Here is a 17,756-nt window from a genome sequence, read left to right as displayed (position 1 = left end):
GCCGTTAGACTTCCCGTCCCAAACGTGGACAATGCTCCTCAAGCGCTTCGCGCGCAGTGCACACCAAGATGCGCCAGAGGAAACAAGATGCCGACCGCCTTTCCGTCGCCCGTCCCTGCCATTCCAACCGCTCCTTTGACCGCCCAGCTCCGCGACGCGTTGCGCGCGATCGTGGGCGAGAAGGGTTTCATCGAGGATGAGCACGGCAAGCAGCCGTTCGTCACGGATTGGCGCGGGCAGCTGTTCGGCAGCGCCGGCGCGGTCGTACGTCCCGGCAGCACCGAGGAGGTCTCGAAGGTCGTCCGGCTCTGCAATGCGCACGGCGTCGCGATCGTGCCGCAGGGCGGCAACACCGGACTGATGGGCGGCGCCACGCCCTGGCCGGCGCATACAGGCATCGTGCTGTCGCTCGGCCGGATGAACCGCGTGCTGGACGTCGATCCCGTGGGCTATGCGATGACGGTCGAGGCCGGCTGCGTCTTGCAGACGCTGCAGGAGACAGCGGCCAGTCACGACAGATTCCTGCCGCTCAGCCTTGGTGCCCAGGGCTCCTGCATGATCGGGGGCAATCTCTCGACCAATGCGGGCGGCGTGCAGGTGCTGCGCTACGGCAACGCCCGCAATCTCGTGCTGGGCCTCGAGGTCGTCTTGCCCAATGGCGACGTCTGGGACGGACTGCGTGCCTTGAAGAAGGACAACACCGGCTACGACCTCAAGCATCTCTTCATGGGCGCGGAGGGAACGCTCGGCATCATCACGAAGGCCGTGGTCAAGCTGTGGCCGGCGCCGAAGGACGTCTGCACCGCGTGGCTGGCCGTTCGCGATCCGCGCGCCGCGCTCGAGATCCTGTCTGAGGCGCATGCGGCCTCCGAGGACAATGTCGGATCCTGCGAGCTGCTGAGCCGCGCCGCGGTCGACCTCGTGATGCGCCATATTCCGGGCGTCCAGGATCCGCTCAAGGCGGATACGCCGTGGTATCTGCTGCTTGAATGGTCGTCTTCGCGCGCACGGCAAGACGGAGCTGATGGCATGTCGGAGAAGCTGGAGGCGTTTCTCGCCGATCAACTCGAGGCCGGTCGCGTGCTCGACGCGGTGATCGCGCAGACCGTCAGCCAATCGCGCAACATGTGGCGCATCCGGGAAGCCATGGCGGAGGCCTCCCGCGCCGAGGGTCCTGGCATCAGCTACGACATATCCGTCGCAATCTCCCGGATTCCCGAATTCATCGACAAGGGGCTCAAGGCCGTGCTCGACATTCTCCCGAGCATTCGGCCCTACCCTCTGGGGCACATCGGCGACGGCAACCTGCATTTCTCGTTCATGGGGCCAATCGGCATGGATCAGCCGACACTGAACCAGTACACCGCCGCCCTCACGCGCGCCGTGAACGATCTCGTCACCTCCATGGGCGGCTCGATCTCGGCGGAGCACGGCATCGGCATCGAGAAGCTCGACGAACTCAGCCACTACCGGTCGAAGACCGAACTCGACATCATGCGCACCATCAAGCGCGCGCTCGATCCGCAGAACATCATGAATCCCGGCAAGGTGCTCCGGGTGTGATTGGGCCGGGGCACCTCACCATTCCCTCAACTCGCTCTCAACTCATCGAGGCGCGCGGGTTGACGATAGTGTAGCCCCGCAGCGAACGCGCATGCATGCGCGTTGCGTGACCGCCCGAATTGGCGTCGTACGCCATCCACATGTCGCCTCCGAGGGACTGCTCCAGAACGAAGACATGGCCGCGACGCGCCGCGACCATTCCCGGGGCCGGCGCGGTGCGCGGAAAGCGCAGCCAGTTGGCTGCGAGATTTAGCTCCGGCACGATGCGTCCGAACACGCGCAGCGACGCGCCGCAGCCGCAGAAGGCCGAAGGGCAACCGGCCGGCCGGCCGCCGACGATCCGAGCGCCGGAGACGGTCACAACTGTGGCGGCGCCGGCGACGTCAGCCGTGAGTTGTTTTGAACGGTAGGCTTGCAGTGTGTACCTGGACACGTGCTCGCGACGCGCTTGCACATTCGAGAAGTCGCAAGGCATGACGACATTGCATTCAGTCGCTCGAACGATGTGGTAGGGTCTTGCTTCTGAAGCGATAGAGCTAATGATAACGAAGAGACACGCAGAAAATACTGACTTGAACATTGCAGGACTCCAAATGCGAAGCCCTACCCCGGCGATGAGAAACCAATAGCAGTTTGGCTGAAATGGGCCTAAAGGACGGCCGAAAATGGCTGCAATTATGAGCCGGCATCGTCCATCCTCATATGCCACACGTTGCGAGCGGAATGATTAACTCGCAGAGTAAGAACGATTGCCCGCCGCGTTTCGAACACTTGCAACATGTGATCAGGTGCGCCTTGCGCACCAGTAGCGGGCACGACGACTGCCCCTTTGCATCGAATCACGACGTCGCCGCTAGCGCTGAGACGGTGACCGAAGCTCCCAATTCTCGAGGCGCTCGATCGACGCGTGCCGTTCGTGCTGGCCCAGCCAAATCACGAGGAAAACCAGCGCGGCGGCGAGAGCGCCGATGCGAAAGACAGGTTCCTCATTCGCGTTGAATGCGGCACGCCGAATATCGTTCCCGGCATCGCGCTTTTTTACCGGGGCGTTACGGTCGAATCGAAAAATTCTGCGGCGGGCCCGCCTTGCGCAGCGGCTCGGCGAGACGCGCGAACTCGCAGAGCAGTGGGCGCGTCTTCCTGGGATCGATGATCTCCTCGACCCAGAATTTCTCGGCCGAGCGGAACGGCGAGCGCAGCTTGTTCAACCGCTCCTGGATCTCGTTCAGCTTCGCCGCCTTGTCCTCGGCCGCGTCGATGTCGGCGCGGTAGGCGGCCTCGATGCCGCCTTCGAGCGGCAGCGAGCCCCAATAGGCCGACGGCCAGGCGTAGCGGATCGAGAAGCGGTCGGCGGGCTGGTGCACGACTCCAGCCACACCAAACGCGTTGCGCAGGATCACGGTGCACCAGGGCACGGTAGTCTGGTTGACCGCCGCCATGGCGCGCACGCCGTGACGGATGGTGGCCGCCTTTTCTGCATCGAGGCCGATCATGAAGCCAGGGCAGTCCATGAGATAGACGATCGGGAGGTGGAAGGTCTCGGCGAAATCCACCCAGCGCACCACCTTCTGGCAGGCATCCGCGGTCCAGGAGCCGCCATAGTGGAAGCTGTCGCTGGCAAGCAGCATCACCGCCCTGCCTTCGAGTCGTGCAAGACCAACGATAACGGGCTTGCCGAAATTGCCGGCCACCTCGAAGAACGAGCCCTTGTCGACGACCTGCTCGATGACAGGGCGCATCTTGTAGACCTGCTTGCGGTTGCGCGGCACCGCATTCATCAGCGCCTCTTCGCTGCGCTCCGGATCATCAGTGCAGGGCAAGGTCGGCGGCAGCTCGTAGACCGATGACGGCAGATAAGAGAGGAAGCGCCGCGCACAGGCAAAGGCCTCCTCCTCGGTGTCGACGGCATGATCGACCGCGCCGGCGCGAGTCTGGATGTCGGCGCCGCCAAGCTCTTCCTTCGAGAGGTTCTGGCCCAAGGCCTTCACCACCGGCGGCCCCGCGACGAACATCGCCGACGTCCGCGTCATGATGGAATAGTGGCTGGCGGCAAGGCGCGCGGCACCTAAACCCGCAACCGAGCCGAGGCCGAGCGCGACAACAGGCACGCGCGACAGGTTTTCCGTCGTGAAGCGATACCAGCGGGTGCCGCCGATGCCTCCGGGCAAATTCGCCGCACCTTTGGTCTCGATGGTCTTGACCGAGCCGCCGCCGCCGGAGCCTTCGATGAGCCGTATGATGGGCAGGCGGAAATCGTGCGCCATCTCTTCCGCCATCAGCGGCTTTGCCGAGATCGAGGCGTCCGCCGAGCCGCCGCGCACGGTGAAATCGTCGCCGACGACCACCACCGTTCGGCCGTCGACGCGCGCGCGGCCAAACACGCAGTTCGCCGGCGTCACCGTCTTCAGCTCGCCTAGCGGATCATACTCACCGATACCGGACACGGCACCGATCTCGTGGAAGCTGCCCTTGTCGATCAGTTTGTCGATACGCTCCCGAACAGTCAGCCGTCCCTGGTCATGCTGTCGCTTGACCTTGTCAACGCCGCCCATCTCCCGCGCGAAGGCTTCGCGCCGGGCGAGCTCGTCGAGTTCCGGCTTCCAGTTCATTCACTCCCTCCGAGCTCATCGGCTTGTTATTGTTGTGCACGGCGATTGCGACCGGCTTGCGCGAGATCCTGTTGTTGAAAACGTCGCCTTCGGCGCCTTCGAGCAGACTGCCGAGCGAGCGGCCGAGCGCTGTCATCCGCGGCGCGACCTCGGCATGCAGACGCTGCTCGTCATACATCGCCGAGAGAAGGCCGATCGTGATGACCACGAAGGTCTGATACTGCGGCGACCAGATCGGCACCGCGAGTCCGTTGATGTGCGGGCTCCACAGGCCGCAGGCCACGACATAGCCGCGCTCGCGCAGCGACTGCCTGTTGGCCTCGATGCGGGGCCGCAGGATCCTTGCAGCCTCGGGCGCTTCGCGCTCCATCTCGTTGATGAAGGCGTCGCCGACGTCAGGCGACAAGGCCGCCGTATAGGCCGCGCCCGCGGCGGTCGAGGCCATCGAGATGCGGCTGCCGGTACCCTCGTGCAAGCCGAGCGCGGAGGCCGAGCGCGCGAACTGGAGGTAGACGAGATGGAATCGATCGGGCACGACGAAGCCGACCGTACCAGGCAATTGCTCCGCGACTTCCTGCAGCCGCTGCCGGATCATGCTGCGCAGCTGCGCGCCTTTCATCATCGAGGCGCTCATCGCCACCGCGCTCGGACCGATTCGATATTTCTGGTCGCGCGGCAGATACACGAGCTGGCCCATCCGGGTCAGCGTGTGCGTGAGCCGCGACACCGTCGAGCGCGGCAAGCCGCAGCGATTCGAAATCTCGAGATTGCCGAGCCTCGCCTCGTGGCCCTCGAAGCATCGCAACACGTCGAACGCGCGCGACACGACCTGAATGACATCACCTTCACCAGCATCGCCAGCGAGTGCACCTTGCCTGCTCAACCGCTCCGAACGTCGTCCCATGATCCCTACCGTTTGTTCCGCTCTGCGGAATTAAATTCCACTTTGTGAACGACGCTACCTCAGGCATTTTGCGACGACAACAAAAAGGCGATGGCATGCCAGAAATTAAGATCATCACGGAGGTCGCCGGCCGCGTCTGCGCAACTCCCGTGCAAGTTGGAGGAACCGTTGGCGATGGCGACGAAATTGTGCTCGTCGAAGCCATGAAGATGGAGATACCGGTGCCCTCGCCCGTATCGGGCACGCTCAAATCACTGCTCGTGAAGATCGATGACCTTGTTGCCGAAGGCCAAGCGATTGCGATCGTCGCGAGCTGAGGAGGCACCTCAATTTCATCCGCGACATTCTGAATCACAGGGTCTCGCGACGGTGCGCGACAGCTTGCACTAGGCATTTAGATGGGACCGAGCAGCTTGCGCATGCCAGGATTGCGTTGCACAAGTGACGCGATGATAGCGCAACCGTTCCCCGCCTCTGCCTGGACCCGGTCGAAGCCGCCGCTGCTGCGGTTTCTCGACGCATGCCTCAACGAATTCTCCGCGGAGACCGCGGGCCATGTCGCGGATTATATTCCCGAGTTGAGCAAGGCCGATCCTGCCCATTTTGGCATCAGCCTCGCAACGCTGGACGGCCATGTCTACGAGGTCGGCGACTCCAGGGTGCCCTTCACCATCCAGTCGATGTCAAAGCCATTCGTGTTCGCGCTGGCGCTGGATCTGCTCGGTGCGAACAAGGTCGAGAGCGCGATCGGCGTCGAACCTTCCGGCGATCCCTTCAACTCGATCCGGCTCAACGCCGAGAACCATCCGTTCAATCCCATGGTCAATGCCGGCGCGATCGCCTGCACCGGGCTGATCCATGCGAGCAAGGGCGAAGAAGCCTTCGAGCAGATCCGGCTCGCTCTCAGCCGCTTTGCCGGGCGCGACCTCGCCGTCGATGAGGCCGTCTACACCTCCGAGAGCCAGACCGGCGACCGCAACCGCGCCATCGCTTATCTCCTCAAGACCAATGCGGTGATCTCCGACAATGTCGCCGGCGTGCTCGACGTCTATTTCCGGCAATGCGCCGTGCTGGTGACTGCGCGCGACATCGCCGTGATGGCGGCGACGCTCGCCAATCGCGGCGTCAATCCTGTCACCGGCGAGCAGGTGCTGACGCCGTATGCGATCTCGCGCACGCTGTCGGTGATGACGTCTTCGGGCATGTACGATTATGCCGGCGAGTGGATTTACCGCATCGGCATCCCCGCCAAGAGCGGCGTTGGCGGCGGCATCCTGGCCGCGCTTCCGGCCCGCCTCGGGCTCGGCAGCTATTCCCCGAAGCTCGACTCGCACGGCAACAGCTTGCGCGGCATCAAGGTCTGCGAGGCGCTGTCCTCGCATTATGACCTGCACATGCTCAACCGCAGCGACGATGCGCGCAACGCTGTGATCGCCGACTACGACATCGGCAAGAGCCCGTCCCGCCGCGTCCGCCGCCAGCAGGAGCGCGACATCCTCGCCGCGCATGAGCAGGCTGTGCGTGTGATCGAGCTGGTCGGCGTGCTGTCGCTGTCGGCCGTCGACTACGTGACGCGCAGGCTCGCAGGGCAGCCACGGCCGCAAATCGTCGTGTTCGACCTGCATCGCGTGACCTCCACCACCCGCGCCGGCGCCCGGCTGATCGCTGAAGCCTTCGAGGAGCTCGCCGCGCTTGATGTCACTGTGGTGATTTCAGGGGTCCGTCGCGCCTCCAGGGAATGGGACAGCTTACGCGAGTGGACGGCGGAGCTGAAGAACGTCCGCGACTTCTATCTGCTCGACACGGCGATCGAATGGGCGGAAGACCAGATCGTCTACCGCTACGGCGGCTCGATCGATTTTCACGAGACCACCGAGCTGTCGGAGCAGCCATTGCTGGACGGCCTTGACGCCGAGGAGCTGACGGACCTCGCCTCGATCTGCACCGTCAGGACCTATCAGTCCGGCGCAAAGATCCTCACGACCGGCGATCCCGCCGACGCCCTGTTCTTCCTACGCAGCGGCGCGGTGCATGTCACCCTGCCCGACGGCGTACGGCTGGCGACGCTGACCGCCGGCATGGCCTTCGGCGAGATGGCCCTGATCGAGGCGACGCGCTCCGCGGACGTGTTCGCGGACATGGCGGCCACTGCGTTCGAGGTGCCGTTGAAAGATTTCGAGCGTTTTCGCAGGCAGCACCCGCGGGCGAGCGAGCGCATCATGCGCAATCTGGCCCAGCTGCTTGCCGATCGCCTGATCGTCGCCAACACCAAGGTCGATATCTTGACGTCGACGTGACCCCCTCACCTCTCGCCGTCGGGGAGAGGTGATCCCGTCCTCAACCCATATCTTGCGTTAGCGGCTGGCAGCCTCGCTGATACGTCGCTTGATCTTGGCGGCACTGGCATTCAGCAATTGGGACGGCTGCTGGCCCGTCGCGGCGCACAGGCAGGCCCAGTAGTAGATGACATCGCCGAGTTCTTCGACGAGCCCCGCCTTGTCGAGCCAGTTGTCGCGCAGGAGCTTCTTAATGTGCTCGGCGACCTCGCCGGATTCACCGGCGAGGCCCAGCCCGAGATAGGAGAGCCGCTCGTTCGACGGATGCTCGTCGACTTTCGAAATGGTTGCGGCCCAGACCGCATATTCGTCGATCGTCATGACATCCCTCGCTAGCCAGGCCTGGATCAGCCCACAACTTCGGTGACGGGCTGGAGATCGATCTCAAACGTCTCCAAAAACTTTGAGGTCATGATGTAGAAGCCGACCGACAGCTGGAGCTCGACCAGGGCCGCCGGTGTCAGCTTCGCGGCGATCGCCCTGAAGGTCGCATCCGTCGGCTTCTTCAGCTTGACGATCTCGTCGGTGAAAGCGAGCGCAGCGCGCTGCGTTTCGTCGAAACAATTCGCAGCCTGCCAATTCTCCAGCGCCTCGTTCTGCGCGTCGGTGACGCCGACATTCCTGCCGATGCGCTTGTGCGCGACGATCTCGTACGGCGCCTCGCACAAAATTCCCGTGCGCGTGATCGCGAGCTCGCGCAGCACGGGATCGAGCTCGCCCTTGTGCCTGATTGCGCCGCCGAGACGGCAGTATTGCTCAAAATAGCTCGGCGAGTGCGACATCATGCGGAAGATGTTGGCATTGCGATTCTTTTCGAGAATTTCGCGGGTGCGGTCGGACGCCTTGGAGGGATCGCTGTAGTCGATGCGGGCCATGATTTGCCTCGAGCTTTTGCTGACGTTTTTCTTTGAAGCTTTTGATGCTTATTGTCGTTGTCAGGAACAGATCCCCGAAACTGTATTCGCGCCCGACCTCGGGAGCAACATTATCGAGTCAAAATGCCGCCGCATTGCTGATCGACCTTGGCACAATCGATATTCGCCGCGTGGGGACTTGATTGCGGTGAGTACTCGAAGTGGGGTGTTCCGAGTAAAAACAGTTGGCCGTCTGAGCGCTCACCACGCAACGATGCGTCACGCCCAAGTCTAGGGAGAATAGGGTATGAAGGAAGCCACCAAGGGGGCCGCCTCGGAAGCGCTCGTGCATATGCTGGCGGTCATGGCGATGCTCGTCATTGCCAGCATCTTGTTCTACGGGCGTTGAGTTAGTTTCAGCGTTTTCGTCATTCCGGGGTGGCCTTCGCACAAGCCAGGCCCAGAATTCCCGTTCCAGGCTCGGTCTCTCGACCGCCCCCGAATGACGGATCCCTCTCCTGCTTCCTTACAAAGAACGGGACCAGCTTACCGGCAAACGGTTTGAAGCCCACGATCACCTCGTCGCCAATGACGAGATCATTCTCGCCATGGGCCATCATCCGAAAACCCTCGGCGCAATCGACCAGCAGGATGTTGTAGGGCACGTGCGCACGGGTTGCCGGCGTAGCGGCACGGCACACCAGTGAGGTGGCGTAGACCTTGCCCTTGCCGCTGGCGCGCGCCTCGCGCGGACCTGTGCTTCCACAGGCGGCGCAGAAGTCGCGATGGAAATATTGCACATGGCCGCATGAGCTGCAGGTCTGGTAGGTGATGGCCTGTTCGCCCTTGGTCCAGTCCGCCAAGCGATCGCTCATCGCACCCGCTCCAGAAACATGCTGACGTGGGACGACAGCACGCCGCCATCGCCGTGGAGCAGCGCGATTGACGCGTCGCGGACCTGACGGGTAGCCGCCCGCCCCGTCATCTGCAAATGCGCCTCCACCAGATGCGCCATGGCTCCGCCGACGCCGCAATGGCCATAGCTGAGCAAGCCACCATGGGTGTTGAGCGGCAGGGCGCCGTCGCAGCTGAAATGGCCAGATCTTACGCGCGCCGACGCCTCGCCGCGTTTGGCAAGACCGAGGTCTTCCAGCAGCATCGCGAGCGTGATGGTAAAGCTGTCGTAGATCGCGGCGTAGCGCACGTCGGAGATCACAAGCCCCGTGGCCTCCTTGGCGCGGGCGATGGAGATCTCGGCACCAAGCTCGCCAAGAGCGGGGGCGGCCGTCACGTGCTGATGCGTATGCGCCTGGGCGCAGCCGCGAATGCGCACGCCGGCCTCGCCGGTCCGCTCGCGGCTGATGACGAAGGCAGCGCCGCCGTCGGAGACCGGGCAGCAGTCGAGTAATTTGAGCGGCATCGCCACCGGCTTCGAGGCCATGACGTCAGCGACGGTAATGGGATCGTGGAATTGCGCGCCGGGATGGGTGCAGGCATGGGCGCGCATCAGCACCGCGAATTCGGCGAGGTCCTGTTCGGTCACGCCGTATTCGTGCATGTACCTGCTGGCGACGAGGCCGTAATAGGCGGGAATGGTCGGACCGAGCGGCACCTCGTAATCGGGGTGGCCGACCTGCGCCAGCGCCTGGATCGAGGCGTCGCGGCTCTGTCCCGTCAGGCGGTTCTCGCCGGCGACCACGAGCACGTGTCGCGCAACGCCTGCCTCGACGAGGTGATGCGCGAGCATCGTCATCGCGAGCCCCGTCGCGCCGCCGACCTGCACGGCGTGCGCGTAAGACGGCCGGATGCCGAAATGCTCGGCGAACACGGTTGCGAGCATGATGTGCGGTGAGACCGTGGAGTAACCGCAAAGGATGCCGTCGATCTCGGTGCGCTTGAGCCCGGCGTCGTCGAGAGCGAGTTGGGCGGCCTTGCTCATCAGGTGGAGCGAGGATGAGCCTTCGTGCTTGCCGAAAGGTGTGAGGCCGACGCCGGTGACGAAGCTCATGACGCCCCTTCCTGCTCCGGCACCGAACGCGTGACGCCGTCCCGGACCATGGCGGCGATCTCGTCCGCGGAATAGCCGATCTCGCGCAGGATCTCCGCGCCATGCTCGTTGAGCCGTGGCGCGAGCCTGACAGTCTCGGCTTCGGTCTCCGACCAGCTCGCCGTCACCTTCATGCTGCGGATCCGCCCTTCGGTCGGATGGTTCACCACCGGGAAGAAATTTGTCGCTTCGAGATGCTCATCGTGCAGAATCGACGCGAGATCATGCATCGGCATGACGGGCACGTCGGCCTTGGTCAGAAGCTCGATCCAGTCGGCCGTGGTGCGCGTCTCGAAGATGCGGGCGAGTTCGGCGTAGACGATATCGATGTTGGCGGCGCGGCCGGCGAAGGTCGCGAATTTGGGATCGGCACGCAGATCGGTGCGCCCCGTGGCCGCGAAGAAATTCTCCCACTGCTTGTCGTTGTAGACGATGACGCTGAGATAGCCGTCCGACGTCTTGTAGGGCCTGCGGTCGCGCGAGAGATGGCGCGCATAGCCGCCCTTGTCGAGCGGCGGCTCGTAAGTGAGCCCGCCCATATGGTCGCCCATGACGAAGCCGGCCATGGTCTCGAACATCGGGATATCGACCCGCTGGCCGCGGCCTGTGCGGTCGCGATGCACGAGGCTCGCGCAGATTGCGCCGACGGCGGTGAGACCGACGATGCGGTCAACCAGCGCGTTGGGCACGTAGCGCGGCACGCCGTCGCCGGTCTGCGCCATCAGGGCGGGCAGCGCGGTCGCGCCCTGGATCAGGTCGTCATAGGCGGGCTTTGCGGCATAGGGCCCGTCCTGACCGAAGCCGAACACGCCGGCATAGACGAGGCGCGGGTTGATGGCGGAGACGACATCATAGCCGAGTTGAAGCCGCGCCATCGCCTGCGGGCGGACGTTGTAGACGAGCACGTCGGCATCTTTCAGCAGCCGCAGCACGGCGTCGCGCCCCGCGGGCTTTTTCAGATCGAGGCAGATCGAGCGCTTGCTGCGGTTGGTATTGAGGAACACCGGACCCATACCGGTGTGCCGCATCGGGCCGATCAGCCGGGTGACGTCGCCGTCGAGCGATTCCACCTTGATCACGTCGGCACCGTAATCGCCGAGCATCTGGGTCGCATAGGGCCCCATCAGCACGGTGGTCATATCGACGACCTTGATTCCCTTCAGCGGCCCCATGCGTTCGCTCCCGATTGCGCGGGCATTCGAAGCGGCCCGCGATGTCGGACCAGCTAAAGGCAGCGACCGAGCGCGCGCAAGGGCGGCCGGCGTATGGCCGCATGCGGCGATGGCTGCTATTTCTTCTGGCGGGATTCGCGGATTTTCACGAGACGGTCGAGCTCATCGTTCTGCTGGTTGATGCGATCGGCGATGCGCGACTCGTTCTGCTCGCCGGAGGCCGCGGCAGCCTGCTCGATCAGCTGGCGGATATTGTCCTCGAGGATCGCAATGCGGTCGTTGAGTTGATCCATCGAGAGATAGTCGTAGTCGTTGCTCATGATGTGCGTCTCGCCAATCAATCAGGAGCCGTAGGGTGGGCCAAGCGAAGCGGGCCACCATGATCTAACGCAAGAAAAGGGTGGACACGGCGCAGGTGCGCCTTTGCCCACCCTACCAGATCTACTTCAGCGGCTCCAGCACCGAGACGTAGTTGGCAACGGCCGCGCCGCCCATGTTGAAGATGCCGCCGAGTTTTGCATTTTTGAGCTGCATGCCGTCGGGCGCTTGGCCCGCGAGCTGCATTGCGGTCATCACATGCATGGAGACGCCGGTGGCGCCGATCGGGTGGCCCTTGGCCTTGAGGCCGCCGGACGGATTGACCGGCAGCTTGCCGTCCTTGAGCGTCCAGCCTTCCTTGATGGCGCGGGCGCCCTGCCCCCTCGGCGTCAAGCCCATCGCTTCGTACTCGATCAGCTCGGCGACGGTGAAGCAGTCATGGGTCTCGACGAAGGAGAGATCATTGAGCGTCACCCCCGCCTTTTCCAGCGCGTGCTGCCAGGCCACCGTGCAACCCTCGAACTGGAGGATGTCGCGCTTGGACATCGGCAGGAAATCCTGGGCGTGCGCGGTGGCGCGGAAGCCGACCGACTTGCCCATGGTCTTGGCGGTCTCGGCATCGGCCAGCACCAATGCAGCCGCGCCGTCGGACACCAGCGAGCAATCGGTGCGCTTCAAGGGACCGGCGACATAAGGATTCTTCTCGCTCTCGGCACGGCAGAACTCGAAGCCGAAATCCTTGCGCATCTGGGCGAAGGGATTGGCAACGCCGTTCTTGTGGTTCTTGGCCGCGATCAGCGCCAGTGCATCGGACTGGTCGCCGTATTTCTGGAAATAGGAGCTGGCGATCTTGCCGAACACGCCGGCAAAGCCGCCGACCGTGTCGCCATCCTCCGGCAAGTAAGACGCCTTGAGGAGATTCTTGCCGATCTCCGCCCCCGGGGTACGGGTCATCTGCTCGACCCCGACGACCAGCACGATTCGAGCCGCGCCTGCGGCGATCGCGCGCAGGCCCTGATGCACGGCGGCGGAGCCGGTCGCACAGGCATTCTCGACGCGGGTCGCCGGCTTGAAGCGCAGCTTCGGGTCGGCCTGGAGCACCAGCGAGGCGGTAAAATCCTGCGCCGAGAAGCCGGCGTTGAAATGGCCGAGCACGATCTCGTCGACGTCGGACGCCGAAATGCCGGCATCGGCGATCGCCTCATTGGCGACGCGGGTGACGAGGCTTTCGACGGTTTCGGTGTCGAACTTGCCGAACGGCGTGTGCGCCCATCCGACGATGCTGGCGGTCATGATCTTCTCTCCCTGGCGGTCTCTTGCTGACCTAAGTCTTAGCGCAGGGATGGCAAGACTTCACGCAGGTTTAAGGGCCTGGAGGGTGCGCTGGCAGATGGCAGTTATGCCGGCCCAATTTCCGGCCTTGATCTCGGCCGTGGGACACAGCCAGGAACCGCCGACCGCGACCACATTGGGCTCGGCAAGCCAGGTCGCCGCATTGGCCTCGCCGACGCCGCCGGTCGGGCAGAACCGCACATTCGGAAATGGCCCGCCAAGCGAGCGGAGGCCCTTGATGCCGCCGGCCTGCTCGGCGGGGAAGAACTTTGCGACGTCGAAGCCGTAGGACAGCGCCATCATCAGCTCGGACGCCGTCGCAATGCCCGGCGCGAACGGCAAAGAACTGTGCGTGGCGGCCTTGAGCAGATCCGGGGTCAGGCCCGGGCTGATGCCGAACGCCACCCCGAGCTTCTCGACACGGGTGAAATCGGCCGGATTGAGAATGGTGCCGATGCCGACGACCGCGTCGGGGACCTCGGACATGATCGCCCGCGCGGCTTCGATCGCAATGGGGGTGCGCAGGGTCACCTCCAACGTGCGAACGCCGCCGCCCACCAGGGCTTTTGCCAGCGGCACGGCATCCTGGATCCGCTCGATGGTGAGGACGGGAATGACGGTCGCGGCCTTGAACAGCGCGACGAGGTGGTTCTGTTGGGCGGTCGTGGTCATATCGTGAATCTTATCTCGGAGGTTCGTTTCACTTGGTCGCTTGTCGCGTGGTCGCCGGCCGGGGCCGCTTCTTCGGCGGCATGGCATAGCCCGGAATGATGGCGCCAGGATAGCAGATCACGAGGCTGGCGAGGCGATGTCCCGATTGGGCCGCCTCCACCGGATCAGAGCCGCCAAGCCGGGCCGCAATATAGGCCGCCGCAAAGCTGTCGCCGGCCGCCGTGGTGTCAACGACCGGCTTGGTCATTGGTTCGGCGCGGACCTCGCTGGTCCCGCCGGGGAAGCGCAGCATACTGACGGGCTCGGCGAGGCGGAACACCAGTTCTGATGTCGGGATGCGCGCCATCAATTGCTCCCGGCTTTCGCCGGGATAGAGCGCGAGCAGATCCTCGGTCGAGGTCAGCACGATGTCGGCGGCCGAAAAGGCAGTGGCAAACACCTCGCGCGCGACCTCACGATCGGGCCAGCCGCGTGCACGGAAATTGGTGTCGAACACGAAGCGCGTGCCGAGCAGGCGCGCGCGCTTGATCGCCGCAAACAGGCGATCGCGCCCGGCCGCATCGTAGATCGAGAGCGTGATCGCGGAGAGATAGACGACGTCATAGCTCATCAGCGAGTTGAGCAGCTCGTCGGTCTCCGGCAGGCTCATCAGCTGCCGCGCCGCCGCGCTGTCGCGCCAGTGGAAGAACTGGCGCTCGCCGGCGGCATCGAGCTGGATCATGTAGAGGCCGGGCAGCTTGCCCGGCAGCCGCACCACGCGCCGGGTGCCAACGCCCTCGGCATTCCAGGCCGCGATCATCTCTTCGCTCATGCCGTCGTCGCCGAGCGCGGTGAAATAGTCGACCTTGACCTCGAGCCGCGCCAGATACACGGCCGTATTGAGGGTGTCGCCGCCGAAGCCCCGCGAAAACAGCCCGCCACCCTGCCCGCCAGACTGGGCGCCCTGCGCCTGCCGGAGCTCGACCATGCATTCACCGATGCAAGCCACGCTCGCCATCGTCATTTCCATGCTATTCATCTGAAACGATCAGGCGACGAAATTGCCGCCGAGCTCGTCCTCGATGTGGATGCGGATGATATCGTCGAAGGTCTTCTCCTCGGTGGTGAAGCCGAGCTCGCGCGCTCGCTTGGCCTCGAAATTCCGCGGCCAGCCGCCAACGATGCCGACGATGAACGGATCGAGCTCATGCTTGATGCGCGCGGCGACCTTGTCGCCGGCGACGCGCCTCAGCGCAGCGATCTGCTCGCCGACCGTCGCCGAGAAGCCGGGCATGGTCAAATTGCGGCGCGGACCGACCTTGGCCAGGTCCATCGTGCCGGCATGGAGCAGGAAGCCGACGGCGGAGCGCGGCGTGGCGTGCCAGTGGCGGACATCCTCGGACACCGGAAGCACTGCTTCCTTGCCGGCCAGCGGCTCGCGGAGGATGTTGGAGAAGAAGCCCGATGCCGCCTTGTTGGGCAGGCCCGGCCGGATGCAGATGGTCGGCAGGCGGATGCCGATGCCGTCGAGGAAGCCGCGGCGCGAATAATCCGCCAGCAGCAGCTCGCCGATCGCCTTCTGGGTGCCGTAGCTCAAGAGCGGCGTATGGAAGAACTCGTCGCCGATCGCATCCGGGAACGGCGCGCCGAACACTGCGATCGAGGACGTGAACACCACGCGCGGCTTATAGCCGCCGCCGACGAGCCTGATGGCATCGAGCAGCATCCGCGTGCCGTCGAGGTTGATGCGGTAGCCCTTGTCGAAATCGAGCTCGGCTTCGCCCGAGACGATGGCGGCGAGATGGAAGATCACGTCGGGCCGGCCGGCGATCAGCTTTTCGGCAGCACCCGGGACAGCAAAATCGCCCGAGACGGTCTCGACCGGGAAACCGGCTTTTTCCGGTTTCCTGGGCTCGACCACGTCATGCATGGTCAATTTGGTGATGTCGCTCTTGCCGAGCCGGCCGTCGCGCAACAGCCGTTCACACAATTTGCGGCCGACCATGCCGGCTGCGCCCAGAACCAGGATGTGCAAGAGCCTACTCCCTCTTATTGGCCGGAACGCGCCGCACCGGAAACATCATGAAACGTCATGAAACCTCTTGGCGCGTTTTCAGGCAGGCCCCGCGATCATTCCTTCACGGCGCCGGTCATCGCCGACACATAGTACTCTACGAAGAAGGAATAAAGGATAACTACGGGGACCGAGCCAGTCAGGGCCGCCGCCATCAGAGCGCCCCAATGGTAGACGTCGCCGTTGACGAGTTCGGTGATGGCGCCGACCGGAATGGTCTTGTTCTCCGATGAAGAGATGAAGGTCAACGCGTAGATGAATTCGTTCCAGGACAACGTGAAGGCGAAGATTCCCGCCGAGATCACCCCAGGCAGCGACAGCGGCAGCGTGATCTTGGTCAGGATCTGCAGCCGCGTCGCGCCGTCGATCAGCGCGCATTCCTCGAGCTCGTAAGGGATGGTGCGGAAATAGCCCATCAGGAGCCAGGTGCAGAACGGAATCAGGAAGGTCGGATACGTCAGGATCAGCGCGAGATTGCCGTCGAACAGGCCGAGTTGAAACACGATCGCGGCGAGCGGAATGAACAGGATCGAGGGCGGGACGAGATAGCCGAGGAAGATCGCCAGGCCCACATAGCGCGAGCCCTTGTAGCGCAGACGCTCGATCGCATAGGCCGCACAGACGCTGGCGAACAGCGAGATGAAGGTCGAGGACACCGAGACGATCACGGTGTTCCACATCCACAGCGGATAGTCGGTGTCGAAGAACAGCTTCTTGACGTGCTCGAGCGTCGGATGGGCGATCAGGAACGGATTGTACTTCTCGTAATCGTACATTTCCGCGTCGGGTTTGAACGTCGTCACCGCCATCCAGTAGAACGGAAACAGCAGGAAAAAGATGATCAGGCCGAGCGGGAGATACACCCGGAGAAACTTCCGCGGGAAGCTCTCGAGGTAGTCCATTCCGACGCTCTGGTCGTCTACGGTGCTCATGATCAGTCCCTCCCGCCCTGCTGCCAGCGGGACCGCTGAAGTCCGAAGAAGCTCAACAGGATTGCCGCGACCAGGAACGGGATCATCGCGTTCGAGATCGCGGCGCCCTCGCCGAGATTGCCGCCCGTGATCGCACGCTGGAACGACAGCGTCGCCATCAGATGCGTGGCGTTGATCGGTCCGCCGCGGGTGATGGTGTAGATCAGCTGGAAGTCGGTGAACGTCATCAGCACCGAGAACGTCATCACGACCGCGATGATCGGCGACAGCATCGGCAGCGTGATGTGGCGGAAGCGCTGCAAATTGGTGGCGCCGTCGAGATTCGCGGCCTCGTAGAGCGAGGGGGAGATGGTCTGCAATCCCGCCAAGAGCGTGATGGCGACGAACGGCACGCCCCGCCAGATATTGGCGATCACGACCGACCAGCGGGCATTCCAGGGATCGCCGAGGAAATCGATGTAGTGGCTCAGAAGGCCGGCCTTGATCAGCACCCAGGAGACGATCGAAAACTGGCTGTCATAGATCCACCAGAACGCGATCGCCGACAGCACGGTCGGCACGACGAAAGGCAAGAGCACGATGGCGCGGACCATCGACTTGAACGGCAGCCGCTCGTTGAGCAGCAGGGCCAGATAAAGCCCGATCGCGAATTTCACGATGCTCGCAAACACCGTGTAGAAAATGGTGTTGAAGACCGACAGCCAGAACACGCTGTCCTTGGACAGCGAGACGAAGTTCTGGAAGCCGATGTAACGGCCGACGCCGCCGATCTTGGTGTCGGTCATGCCGAGCCAGAATCCGAGCGCCAGCGGGTAAGCCAGAAACAGGATCAGGATGGCGATCGCCGGCACCATGAACATGGCGCCGAGAAAATTCCGGCTTTCGAACGCCCTGCTCCACAAACTGCTGGGCTTGACGTGCGCGGCCACGGGCTCGGCGATAACGGCCATGTCGGACTCCCCTT

At 63.7% G+C, this 17,756-nt stretch carries 17 protein-coding genes and 1 pseudogene; 3 read left to right on the top strand and 15 right to left on the bottom strand.

From position 1 onward, the window contains the following. Positions 1–87 precede the first annotated feature (87 nt). Positions 88–1,563, top strand: coding sequence for an FAD-binding oxidoreductase (locus tag ACVW16_RS32990; RefSeq protein ID WP_456734870.1), 1,476 nt, complete (start codon positions 88–90; stop codon positions 1,561–1,563). A 37-nt stretch (positions 1,564–1,600) separates the two neighbouring features. Here the strand turns inward: ACVW16_RS32990 and ACVW16_RS32985 are convergent, their stop codons facing one another. The 3 genes from ACVW16_RS32985 to ACVW16_RS32975 form a co-directional block, all read right to left on the bottom strand. After that, positions 1,601–2,143: a hypothetical protein gene (locus tag ACVW16_RS32985; protein ID WP_456802552.1), complete on the bottom strand. Its 543-nt coding sequence runs from the start codon at positions 2,141–2,143 to the stop codon at positions 1,601–1,603. A 469-nt stretch (positions 2,144–2,612) separates the two neighbouring features. After that, on the bottom strand, positions 2,613–4,172 hold the full coding sequence (locus ACVW16_RS32980; RefSeq protein ID WP_456734869.1) for an acyl-CoA carboxylase subunit beta: 1,560 nt from the start codon (positions 4,170–4,172) through the stop codon (positions 2,613–2,615). Further along, positions 4,102–5,076 carry an IclR family transcriptional regulator gene (locus ACVW16_RS32975; RefSeq protein ID WP_456703138.1) on the bottom strand — a complete coding sequence of 325 codons (975 nt, stop codon included), beginning with the start codon at positions 5,074–5,076 and terminating at the stop codon, positions 4,102–4,104. Before ACVW16_RS32975 ends, ACVW16_RS32980 begins: the two co-directional genes overlap by 71 nt. A gap of 95 nt (positions 5,077–5,171) precedes the next feature. Here ACVW16_RS32975 and ACVW16_RS32970 point away from each other — a divergent pair, with 95 nt between their 5' ends. Beyond that, positions 5,172–5,393, top strand: coding sequence for an acetyl-CoA carboxylase biotin carboxyl carrier protein subunit (locus ACVW16_RS32970; RefSeq protein WP_456705257.1), 222 nt, complete (start codon positions 5,172–5,174; stop codon positions 5,391–5,393). A 132-nt stretch (positions 5,394–5,525) separates the two neighbouring features. Then, positions 5,526–7,373, top strand: a complete 1,848-nt coding sequence (gene glsA / locus ACVW16_RS32965) for a glutaminase A (protein ID WP_456734868.1) — start codon at positions 5,526–5,528, stop codon at positions 7,371–7,373. A 57-nt stretch (positions 7,374–7,430) separates the two neighbouring features. Here the strand turns inward: glsA and ACVW16_RS32960 are convergent, their stop codons facing one another. The 12 genes and pseudogenes from ACVW16_RS32960 to ACVW16_RS32905 all read right to left on the bottom strand — a co-directional run bounded on the left by ACVW16_RS32960 (position 7,431) and on the right by ACVW16_RS32905 (position 17,742). After that, on the bottom strand, positions 7,431–7,733 hold the full coding sequence (locus tag ACVW16_RS32960; RefSeq protein WP_456734867.1) for a nucleoside triphosphate pyrophosphohydrolase family protein: 303 nt from the start codon (positions 7,731–7,733) through the stop codon (positions 7,431–7,433). Between the two features lie 26 nt (positions 7,734–7,759). Then, positions 7,760–8,287, bottom strand: a complete 528-nt coding sequence (locus ACVW16_RS32955) for a carboxymuconolactone decarboxylase family protein (RefSeq protein ID WP_456703136.1) — start codon at positions 8,285–8,287, stop codon at positions 7,760–7,762. A gap of 503 nt (positions 8,288–8,790) precedes the next feature. After that, positions 8,791–9,141, bottom strand: a pseudogene (locus ACVW16_RS32950) (Zn-ribbon domain-containing OB-fold protein); the annotation flags it as partial. Beyond that, complete coding sequence (locus ACVW16_RS32945; protein ID WP_456734866.1) at positions 9,138–10,274, bottom strand: thiolase family protein; 1,137 nt, start codon at positions 10,272–10,274, stop codon at positions 9,138–9,140. The pseudogene ACVW16_RS32950 and the gene ACVW16_RS32945, both read right to left, overlap by 4 nt. Beyond that, entirely contained in the window at positions 10,271–11,485 is a 1,215-nt protein-coding gene (locus ACVW16_RS32940; RefSeq protein WP_456738521.1) for a CaiB/BaiF CoA transferase family protein, read from the bottom strand. The genes ACVW16_RS32945 and ACVW16_RS32940 overlap by 4 nt, the downstream gene beginning before the upstream one ends. A 116-nt stretch (positions 11,486–11,601) precedes the next feature. Next, positions 11,602–11,805 carry a hypothetical protein gene (locus tag ACVW16_RS32935; RefSeq protein ID WP_092230548.1) on the bottom strand — a complete coding sequence of 68 codons (204 nt, stop codon included), beginning with the start codon at positions 11,803–11,805 and terminating at the stop codon, positions 11,602–11,604. A gap of 121 nt (positions 11,806–11,926) precedes the next feature. After that, positions 11,927–13,096 (bottom strand): acetyl-CoA acetyltransferase, encoded by a 1,170-nt coding sequence (locus ACVW16_RS32930; protein WP_456734865.1) that lies wholly within the window; start codon positions 13,094–13,096, stop codon positions 11,927–11,929. A 60-nt stretch (positions 13,097–13,156) separates the two neighbouring features. Further along, positions 13,157–13,807 carry a bifunctional 4-hydroxy-2-oxoglutarate aldolase/2-dehydro-3-deoxy-phosphogluconate aldolase gene (gene eda, locus ACVW16_RS32925; RefSeq protein WP_456703130.1) on the bottom strand — a complete coding sequence of 217 codons (651 nt, stop codon included), beginning with the start codon at positions 13,805–13,807 and terminating at the stop codon, positions 13,157–13,159. Positions 13,808–13,835: 28 nt separating this feature from the next. Then, entirely contained in the window at positions 13,836–14,804 is a 969-nt protein-coding gene (locus ACVW16_RS32920) for a sugar kinase (RefSeq protein ID WP_456734864.1), read from the bottom strand. Between the two features lie 30 nt (positions 14,805–14,834). Next, positions 14,835–15,821 carry a D-erythronate dehydrogenase gene (gene denD, locus ACVW16_RS32915; RefSeq protein WP_456734863.1) on the bottom strand — a complete coding sequence of 329 codons (987 nt, stop codon included), beginning with the start codon at positions 15,819–15,821 and terminating at the stop codon, positions 14,835–14,837. Positions 15,822–15,916: 95 nt separating this feature from the next. Then, positions 15,917–16,792, bottom strand: coding sequence for a carbohydrate ABC transporter permease (locus tag ACVW16_RS32910; RefSeq protein WP_092230404.1), 876 nt, complete (start codon positions 16,790–16,792; stop codon positions 15,917–15,919). A 2-nt stretch (positions 16,793–16,794) separates the two neighbouring features. Continuing rightward, positions 16,795–17,742 (bottom strand): carbohydrate ABC transporter permease, encoded by a 948-nt coding sequence (locus ACVW16_RS32905; RefSeq protein WP_456703127.1) that lies wholly within the window; start codon positions 17,740–17,742, stop codon positions 16,795–16,797. Between the last annotated feature and the right edge of the window lie 14 nt (positions 17,743–17,756).

The sequence above is a fragment of the Bradyrhizobium sp. USDA 4474 genome, from assembly GCF_054057515.1.
This window is presented reverse-complemented; position numbering and strand designations above follow the sequence as displayed.